The 9,395-nt window shown below is 38.3% G+C and carries 9 protein-coding genes and 1 pseudogene; 8 read left to right on the top strand and 2 right to left on the bottom strand.

Going from position 1 to position 9,395, the window contains the following annotated elements:
• The 4 genes from BWI92_RS23645 to BWI92_RS23660 all read left to right on the top strand — a co-directional run.
• Positions 1-1,706 (top strand): amidophosphoribosyltransferase (locus BWI92_RS23645; RefSeq protein ID WP_141234900.1); only part of this gene is annotated, 1,706 nt, incomplete at its 5' end.
• Between the two features lie 190 nt (positions 1,707-1,896).
• Positions 1,897-4,035 (top strand): DNA helicase RecQ, encoded by a 2,139-nt coding sequence (gene recQ / locus BWI92_RS23650; RefSeq protein WP_095167510.1) that lies wholly within the window; start codon positions 1,897-1,899, stop codon positions 4,033-4,035.
• A 4-nt stretch (positions 4,036-4,039) separates the two neighbouring features.
• Positions 4,040-4,483, top strand: coding sequence for a transcription elongation factor (locus BWI92_RS23655; RefSeq protein WP_095167512.1), 444 nt, complete (start codon positions 4,040-4,042; stop codon positions 4,481-4,483).
• A 35-nt stretch (positions 4,484-4,518) separates the two neighbouring features.
• Entirely contained in the window at positions 4,519-5,454 is a 936-nt protein-coding gene (locus BWI92_RS23660; RefSeq protein ID WP_095167514.1) for a sugar phosphate isomerase/epimerase, read from the top strand.
• 42 nt (positions 5,455-5,496) lie between these two features.
• Here BWI92_RS23660 and BWI92_RS23665 read toward each other — a convergent pair whose 3' ends face one another.
• Entirely contained in the window at positions 5,497-5,823 is a 327-nt protein-coding gene (locus BWI92_RS23665; RefSeq protein ID WP_095167529.1) for a DUF721 domain-containing protein, read from the bottom strand.
• 57 nt (positions 5,824-5,880) lie between these two features.
• Here BWI92_RS23665 and BWI92_RS23670 point away from each other — a divergent pair, with 57 nt between their 5' ends.
• From BWI92_RS23670 to BWI92_RS23685, 4 genes are all read left to right on the top strand, one after another.
• Positions 5,881-6,288: a hypothetical protein gene (locus tag BWI92_RS23670; RefSeq protein ID WP_095167517.1), complete on the top strand. Its 408-nt coding sequence runs from the start codon at positions 5,881-5,883 to the stop codon at positions 6,286-6,288.
• Positions 6,289-6,592: 304 nt separating this feature from the next.
• Positions 6,593-7,435, top strand: a complete 843-nt coding sequence (locus BWI92_RS23675; protein WP_095167519.1) for a MotA/TolQ/ExbB proton channel family protein — start codon at positions 6,593-6,595, stop codon at positions 7,433-7,435.
• Positions 7,436-7,539: 104 nt separating this feature from the next.
• The gene (locus tag BWI92_RS23680; protein WP_095167521.1) at positions 7,540-8,148 is read left to right on the top strand and encodes a biopolymer transporter ExbD; all 609 of its coding nucleotides are present in this window, start codon (positions 7,540-7,542) and stop codon (positions 8,146-8,148) included.
• A gap of 116 nt (positions 8,149-8,264) precedes the next feature.
• Positions 8,265-8,780, top strand: coding sequence for a biopolymer transporter ExbD (locus tag BWI92_RS23685; RefSeq protein ID WP_095167523.1), 516 nt, complete (start codon positions 8,265-8,267; stop codon positions 8,778-8,780).
• 298 nt (positions 8,781-9,078) lie between these two features.
• Here BWI92_RS23685 and BWI92_RS27085 read toward each other — a convergent pair.
• Positions 9,079-9,395: pseudogene (locus BWI92_RS27085) on the bottom strand (hypothetical protein); the annotation flags it as partial.

Genomic DNA, 9,395 nt, shown 5'->3' on the forward strand with positions numbered 1-9,395 from the left:
CTGGTCACAGATATATCAGTAGATACCGTTCTGTAGAACAAAATGCTGTAGCTGATATTTTCGGAAAAATTTACAAGAAGTTTCGTAAAGGCTTGAAAGACCACAAAGACAAAGCTAAAGATGCCAAGTGGATTCAAGAAAATGTAGCATTCTCTGGTGAAGTGTTTTTGGGTCACCTGCGTTATGGTACACACGGTCAAAACGAAATCGAAAACTGCCACCCAATGTTGCGCCAAAGCAACTGGAGAAGTAGAAACTTGGTAGTTGCTGGTAACTTTAACATGACTAATGTAGAAGAACTTTTTACGAAGTTGATCTCATTAGGACAGCATCCGAAAGAAAAAGTGGATACTGTTACTGTGATGGAAAAAATTGGTCATTTCCTCGATGAAGAAAACCAACGTCAATTTGACTTCCACAAACATAGTTACGAAAATCCAGAGTTGTCAGATGTGATTGAAGACAACATTGATTTGCAAAGAGTATTACAGCGTTCATGCCGTGATTTTGATGGTGGATATGCAATGTGTGGAGTAACTGGACATGGATCTGCTTTTGTAGCACGTGACCCAGCGGGTATTCGCCCAGCATTTTGGTATGCCGATGATGAAGTAGTAGTTGTTGCCTCAGAAAAACAAGCTATCAAAACGTCGTTTAACTGTAATTACGAAGATATTCAGGAAGTACAGCCAGGTCATGCTTTAATTATTGACAAACGTGGTAACTATTCTGAAAAGAAATTTATTGAACCACTCGAAAAGAAATCGTGTAGCTTCGAAAGAATCTATTTCTCACGCGCTTCAGATCCAGATATTTATGCCGAACGTAAAGAATTAGGACGTTTGGTAATCCCGCAAGTACTTCAAGAAGTAAATTACGACCTCAAAAACACTGTATTCTCGTATATTCCAAATACTGCCGAAACTGCCTTTTTGGGTATGATTGAAGGTTTGGAGGATTATCTTGCCAAAGAACGTAAGAAAGCCATTATGGGTGGAGGTTTGGCAGAGGAGACTTTGGAGGAGTTATTAACTTTCCGTCCTCGTGTTGAAAAGTTGATTTCTAAAGATGTGAAACTTCGTACTTTCATCACCAATGATGCCGACCGTAATGATATGGTGTCACATGTGTATGATACAACTTATGAAGTAATCAAAAAAGGCGTTGATAATGTTGTGTTGATTGATGACTCTATCGTAAGAGGTACAACTCTTGAACGTTCTATTTTGAAGTTGTTGGATAAATTAGGACCTAAGAAAATCGTAATTGTTTCATCAGCACCACAAATTCGCTATCCAGATTGCTATGGTATCGATATGTCAAGAATGAAAGATTTTGTGGCATTCCGTGCAACTTATGAATTGTTACAAGAGCGTCACATGGAAGATATTCTCGAAGATACTTTGGGTCGTTGTATAAGTGCTTTTGAATTAGGAACAGCTCATACGCAAAACTTTGTGAAGGCGATTTACGAACCATTTACAAACGAGGAGATTTCAGCTAAAATCGCAGATATCGTAAAACCAGCAGACTTAAAAGCTGATTTGGCAATTGTTTATCAAACAGTAGACAGTCTAAACAAAGCCTGTCCATATAATCTTGGTGACTGGTACTTTACTGGTAATTTCCCAACACCAGGAGGTAACAAAGTCGTTAATAAAGCTTTTGTAAACTTTATGAAAGGTGTTGAAATTAGAGCTTACTAGTTTCTAAAACGATTTTTCTCAAAAGCGGGTAAATGCTGTACAGTATTTACCCGCTTTTATTTTGTACAAGCAACAGCTTAGCTTTATCCTAAACCCAAACATTTGCTAACTTTGTGTTGAAGATGCAACATTCTACACGCTATGTTTTACAGACATCTTCATCATCATTCACTATTTATATTTTGCTAAAATGGCATTGACAAAAGAACAAGTACTCAAGCAATATTTTGGGTATGATAAATTTAGACCTCTTCAGGCTGACATTATTGATTGGGTATTGTATGGACAAGATTGTATGGTATTGATGCCAACAGGGGGAGGGAAATCTCTTTGTTTTCAGGTACCAGCATTGATGATGCAAGGAATTACAATTGTAATTTCACCTCTCATCGCCCTAATGCACGACCAAGTACAAGCATTACAAGCCAATGGTATTCCTTCTGCTTATATCAACTCTTCGCTTTCTGGTACCGAACGATTTGCGATAGAACGCCAATGTAAAGCTGGTGAAATAAAGCTACTATATATTTCTCCTGAAAAACTCTTTTCGAATGGATACCTCGATTGGATAAAGTCTTTGCAAGTAAGTATGGTAGCCGTGGATGAATCTCACTGTGTATCTGTTTGGGGACATGATTTTAGACCCGAATATACTCAATTACACGTGCTGAAGTCTGCCTTGCCCAATGTACCTTTTATGGCATTGACCGCTACAGCAGATAGAGTTACTAGAAAAGATGTAATGACCCAGCTGGGAATTCCTGAAGCTCGTGTCTTTATTAGTTCGTTCGACAGACCCAACCTATCATTGTCGGTACAACCAGGACGAAATCGCTTGAAGACTATTCAAAAGTTTATTCAAGAACGCCCTCGAAAAGCAGGTATTATATATTGTTTAAGTAGAAAAAACACAGAACAACTAGCAGACTCTCTTTTAAAGGTTGGTATATCTGCTCGATGCTATCACGCAGGAATGAGTACCGACGAGCGTGCGAAAGTACAGGACCAATTTTTACGAGATGATATTCAGGTGATCTGTGCTACTATTGCTTTTGGAATGGGGATCGACAAGTCAAATGTTCGTTGGGTTATGCACTATTCATTGCCTGCCAATATCGAAAGCTTTTATCAAGAAATAGGTCGTGCTGGTCGTGATGGCGTAAAAGCTGACACGCTTTTGTTTTATTCCTACAATGACCTAATTGTTCGAAAGGATATGCTGGCGCAATCTGAATTGCCAGCGGAGATGAAAGAGGTTCAATTAGCTAAACTAGATAGATTAAAGCAATATGCAGAAGCCGAAATTTGTCGTAGACGAATTCTATTGAGTTATTTCAACGAGGAGGTCGACCATGATTGTGGTAATTGCGATGTTTGTAAAAATCCCCCTATTAGGTTTGATGCCAGTGTGCTAGCTCAGAAAGCTCTTTCAGCAATCGCACGTACTAATGAAAGAATCGCTATGGGTATGTTGATTGATATACTTCGTGGTTCTAACAATCGAAGAATCATTGAACATCGTTATCATGAAATCAAAACCTTTGGTGCTGGTCGTGATTTGAAATATGAAGAATGGGCAGACTATATTCAACAAATGCTTAATTCGGGTATTATGGATATTGCCTATGACGAGCAACATGCCTTCAAACTAAACAACGCTTCTTGGTCTGTATTGAAGGATGGAAAAAAAGTACAACTTGTACGCTTTAGACCATTTGAAGAAAAGCAAGCCGAACGTGAAGCCAATGCAGTGCCTAAGGAAAAAACTAAGCGTGAGGTGGTTCGTGATGAATTGTTTGAGCGTTTGCGATTGTTGCGTAAGCAAATTGCTGATAACTTGGATATCCCTCCGTTTGTGGTCTTTTCAGATGCAACACTTTCGGATATGGCACAGAAAAAACCTATTTCTCCTGCCGAAATGCTCAATGTATCAGGGGTAGGAGAGCAGAAGTTCAGACAGTATGGTGATGCTTTCCTCAAAGAAATTCGAGATTTTATCAAAACTTTAGGTAAATCAGGAGGCGAAAAAGGAGATACAGCTAAAATAAGCTTTTCACTTTATGAAGAAGGGTTATCCTTAGATGAAATAGCAGAAAGAAGAGGATTAAGTCCTGTTACGATCGTATCTCATTTGGTAAAATTCTTTGAAGAAGGTCACCCTGTAGATTTACGCAAATTTGTCACTACAGTAGAGTTTAATGCTATTGCTCAAGCTATGAAAACGCTTGGTACCAAAAAAGGCGAACCTGTAAAACCTGTGTTTGATTTGTTGCAAGGCAAATACGATTACCACAAAATCAAAGTTGTGATGGCTTTGTTAGACAAATAGATTCATGAAACAAGACGTTATAGACTATATTAAAAATCAGCTTGAAGAACGAATGCAAGCTGCTTGGGGCGCTATGCAAGCTGCCCAAGCTTCTGCCAATGAGGAAAGTAAAAGTTCTGCTGGAGACAAATACGAAACGGCACGAGCTATGGGGCAGTTAGATAGAGATATGTATGCCCGTCAATATGAACAAGCTCGTCAAGAAAGGGTTTTAATTGAAAGAATAGACCCATTGCATACTCCACAGCATGTGTCCTTGGGTGCACTTGTGCATACGAGTATGGGGATATTTTTGATAGCTGTTAGCTTGGGTTCAATCAAAGTTGCAGGAGAAGCCGTGATGGTAGTGTCAGCTCAATCGCCTATTGGTGCATTGTTGATGGGGAAAGTTGTAGGCGATTCATTTGATTTTAGAGGAAAAAAACACCAAATTCAACAAATAGCTTAAGTAAAATCATCTTACCCTTCATACTGAAACTTACTATGATAGAACAAACAAGAAGAGATTTTCTCAAAAAATCCTCATTAGGATTAGCAGGACTAGCATTGTCATCAAACGACTGGTTAACTAGTGCTGCTAAACCTTTTTACGAAATATCACTAGCCGAATGGTCTTTGCACAAAACTATCTTTAGTGGTAAGTTGAGTAATTTAGATTTTCCACAATTTGCCAAAAAAGAGTTTGGTTTAGAGATTGTTGAATATGTAAATCAATTTTTCCCTGATAAAGCAAAAGATAAAATCTATCTCAAAGAGTTACGCACAAGATCTGTGGATGAAGGAATCCGTAACCACTTGATTATGATCGATGCTGAAGGTGAGCTAGGAGAAGCTGATACTCAAAAACGTAAGCAAGCTGTCGAAAACCATTACAAATGGGTGGAGGCTGCACAGTTTTTGGGTTGCCAAACTATTCGAGTAAATTCAAGAGGTGAAGGTGACCCTAAAGAAGTGGCTAAGCGATGTGTAGAAAGTTTGAGAACATTGAGTGAGTTTGGAAAAGCCCATAACATTAATATCATTGTAGAAAACCACGGAGGCTATTCTGCCAATGGTGCATGGTTGGCGGGTATTATGAAGGAAGTTGGAATGAAAAACTGCGGAACATTGCCAGACTTTGGTAACTTCTGTTTGGAATGGAGTGGTGCCGAGTGGCATAGCCAGTGCAAAACTCAATATGACCCATACAAAGGTACCGCCGAAATGATGCCTTATGCTAAGGGCGTCAGTGCCAAAACCTTTAACTTTGATGCTAAGGGCAACGAACCAACAATTGATTACATAAAAATGATGAAAGTCATTAAGAAATCAGGTTTTAGAGGAATCGTAGGAATTGAGTATGAAGGAGAAACGCTAAGCGAAATTGAAGGAATCAAAAAGACTATAGCATTGTTGAAAAAATCAACAGCTGCCATATAGCGAAAGCCCTTGTGTAATTGATCTTACACAAGGGCTTTTTTATTAAAGAAAAATAACTTCGTTGACCAATTCAGCACCAATTGCTTGATTGATTAATTGAAGAATTTTGTTTTTGGCCATTAACAACTCATTTCGTAAAGCGGCTGAATCCAGTTGAATATATAGTTTTGCCTCAGTAATATATACCTTAGTTGTTCTAGCAGCAATGGGTGCTCCCATAATCTGCTCCCAATGAGCAGCTACATAGGTTTCATCAAACTTTGTACGAAGTTTGTAAAACTCAAGCATATCTTCGATTGCTTCTTTGAGAGAGGAGGCGCTTGTTTTGCGCTTCGCATTTTCTCGATTATATGAATAATATTGCGCCATATCTGTAAGGAATAAACACCCAAAGGTACAGCTAATAGCTGAAAAAATACAATTCTTATGCACACATTATTGTTATATATCCAAGTACGAAAGAGTCCAATGGAGGTGCGCTACCAAAATCCATTGCATCAAATTATTCATCAAGAAGGCTGGTCGGCCAACTTTGTAACTTATGACATTGATAATTATTCCGAGAGTCTTATTTTGAATCAGTTAAAAGTGGCAATCAGTAATGCAACAGAAATATTTGTATTAATCGACGCAGAGCCAGCGCCTAACTTAGGGGGAGTCGGTAATATAGTATCGATTCTTGCGGATAAATCATCTAAGGTACGGATCCGCCTAGAGGGAGGGCATACAATTCTAGAAAAATATATGAGTGTTTTTTCTTATCAAAAGTCAGTAGTAAATACTCATGAAATGCAGAAAATTGAAACAATCCTTGATAAGATTTACCCGAAATAAGATATTGTTTAAAAGTTTATATATTTTCTTGTAAAAATCAAATTCTTCAAAAAGTACATCAAAAGTATCGAATAGAGCTTTAAAATATTACTATAATACAATGTTTGTGGAATACGGACTAATTTCTTAAAAAAAACTTGACAATAGAGATATGAGAATTAAAAGAAATTTATGTTAGTTTTGTCATTACTAGAAAACATAAAACAATCGAAATAATCTTTTGTCTTGAAACAGTTTTCTGTAGATTTATTTTAAAAAATCACCTAAAAATTGTTTTTTAACTTAAACCCAAATTACCAAACTAATGAGTACACAACAAGCAAAACCAGCTGCTCCAAAGCCAGCAGCACCAGCAAACAAAAAGTCAGGCGGTATCCCTGCGGGCGTAATCATTTTGATTCTATTTGCTGTAGCACTTTCTCTTTACAAATTCGTAATGGGAGATCCTTCTCACTTTGAGAACAACAACCCAGACGGACACCCAATTCCAGGTGACTACTTTGGTATCGTTTACAAAGGTGGTATCATCGTACCAGTTTTGATGACATGTTTCTTGATTTCATTGACTTTCTCTATTGAGCGTATCCTTACAATCGGTAAAGCAAAAGGTACAGGTGACATCAACGCTTTCGTTCGTAAAATCCAAGCTTCTTTGGACAAAGACGATGTTGAAGGTGCATTGAAAGAGTGTGACAAACAAAAAGGTTCAGTAGGTAACGTTACTTTAGCTGCTGTTAAAAAGTACAAGCAATTGGCTACAGACGGTTCTTTAGACAAAGAACAAAAATTGGCTGCATTGAGCAAAGAAGTTGAAGAAGCTACTTCATTGGAATTGCCAATTTTGGAGAAAAACCTTACTATCATCGCTACATTGGCGTCAGTATCTACCCTTATCGGTCTATTAGGTACTGTAATCGGTATGATCAAAGCGTTCTCGGCTTTGGGTAACTCGGGAGGTTCAACTGACTCTTCAGCTCTTGCAAACGGTATCTCAGAAGCCCTTGTAAACACTGCATTGGGTATCGGTACTTCAGCTGTATGTATCATCGGTTATAACTTCTTTACGTCTAAAATTGACGAATTGACATATAGCATTGACGAAATCGGTTTGAGCGTTAACCAAAACTTCGCTTCTCACCACAGTTAATAGTTTGAAAATTGGGCAATTTGAAAATCTGAAGAGTTCGCTCTTCTGAATCCCAAGATTGTTTTCAAATATAAGTTTTCTCAAATTTTCAAATTAATAACATTATGCCAAAGGTAAAAGCAAAAAGACAGAGTGTGTCTTTGGACATGACAGCGATGTGTGACGTGGCATTCTTGTTGCTCACATTCTTCATGTTGACGGCGAAGTTCCGTCCTGAAGAAGCTGTTACCATTACGCCTCCTACGTCTATCTCTGAAAAGCCGCTTCCTTCTGAAAAAGGTGTTATTACCATTTCGGTTGCGCCAGATGGCAAGATTTTCATGGGTGTTGACGATAAGGAAGCACAACAGATGATGTTGGAAAGAATGGCTAACCGTGTTGGTGTTCCTATCTCGGCTACAATGCAGAAAAACTTCATGGCTTCTGAAATTGTAGGTTATCCAGCTGGAGCACTAAAACAAGTATTGGAGGAAAAACCATCGGCATGGAAAGCAAAAGGATACTATCAAGGTATTCCTTGCGATTCTGCAAACAATGAGCTTTTCTTGTGGGTAACGTATGCTAAATTAGCAAACCCTGCTCTACAAGTAGCTATCAAAGGTGATGGTAACTCAAATTACAAAGTTTTCAACCAGGTTGTAGGTACATTACAAGAACAAAACATCAACGTTTTCCAGTTGATCACAGGTCCTGAAAACAAACCAAGAAATTAATTAAGTTGTACTCAGTAGTTTATTAACCCTGCCCTGCATTGTGGGGTAGGGTACTCATAACCTTCGAAGCAACTAGATTGATATCCTATTAACAACATTAAAACTACTCAACGACTATGGCAGAAATAGACCAGTCCGGTGGGGGTAAGAAAGGTGGTAAAAAGCGTAGTAAGAAAGCGTCTACCAAGATTGACATGACGCCAATGGTAGACTTAGGTTTCTTGCTTATCACATTCTTCATGCTAACAACTACGTTGGCTAAGCCCGTGACAATGCAGCTTAGTATGCCTGATAAAACTGAGACAAAGGAAACATCTCCTGTAAAAGCATCGGAAACACTTACTGTGTTGCCAGATGAAAATAAAGTTTACTACTATCAAGGTAAACCAGGTGATGCTACAACAGTCGTTCAAGTAACTGACTACTCAGATCAAGGTATCAGACAAGTATTATTTAGATTGAAAAAGCAAGTCGGACAAAACTTCACTATCGTTATCAAAGCTACTAAAGGTGCTAAGTATAAAAACATGGTGGATTTGCTCGATGAGTGTGCAATTACTGATAATAAGCGTTATGCTCTTCTTGAAATCACTCCTATTGATGAGGAAATGGTGAAGAAATCAGGAAAATAATTAAGCACACCAATGAAATTAAAATAAAACTAATAAAATAGTTGTAGAACTAAATAAATAGTTTTATCTTAGTTCTGTGGTTCTGAAAACAAAAAAAGAATTTCAACAGAGTTAACAAAACGAGAAAATATGTCAAACGTAATTAGCCCTAACGCAACGCTTGACGACATAATTTTTAAGGATAAGAATAAGGAATACGGTGCTTATTTTTTGAGAAAGAATTATCAAGCTGTCGTCAAGAGGTCAGTAATGATAGGTTCTGCTCTTTTCGCTGGTGCGCTTGCTCTACCGTTTATTATTAGCAGCTTGACTCCAAAAGATGATGAAAAGACAGAGGTGATTGCAGAGGTGATGAAAGTGGCCGAACCTCCGAAGAAATCGGATACGCACCACCACCACCACCGCCACCACCGCCACCACCAAAAGATATTCCGAAAGTAACAACTACTAAGTTTTTACCTCCGGAAATCAAGCGTGATGAAGAGGTACAAAAACCTGAACCTCCACCAGAGGTAGATAACATCAAAGGTAATACTGCAACAGAAAGCGTTAAAGGTAATACTGATGATATCGCTCCTCCAGTGGATCCAGATGCAAGACCTGCTAAAGAAGAAG

This window comes from Flectobacillus sp. BAB-3569 (assembly GCF_002270355.1).
Classification (GTDB): domain Bacteria; phylum Bacteroidota; class Bacteroidia; order Cytophagales; family Spirosomataceae; genus Flectobacillus; species Flectobacillus roseus.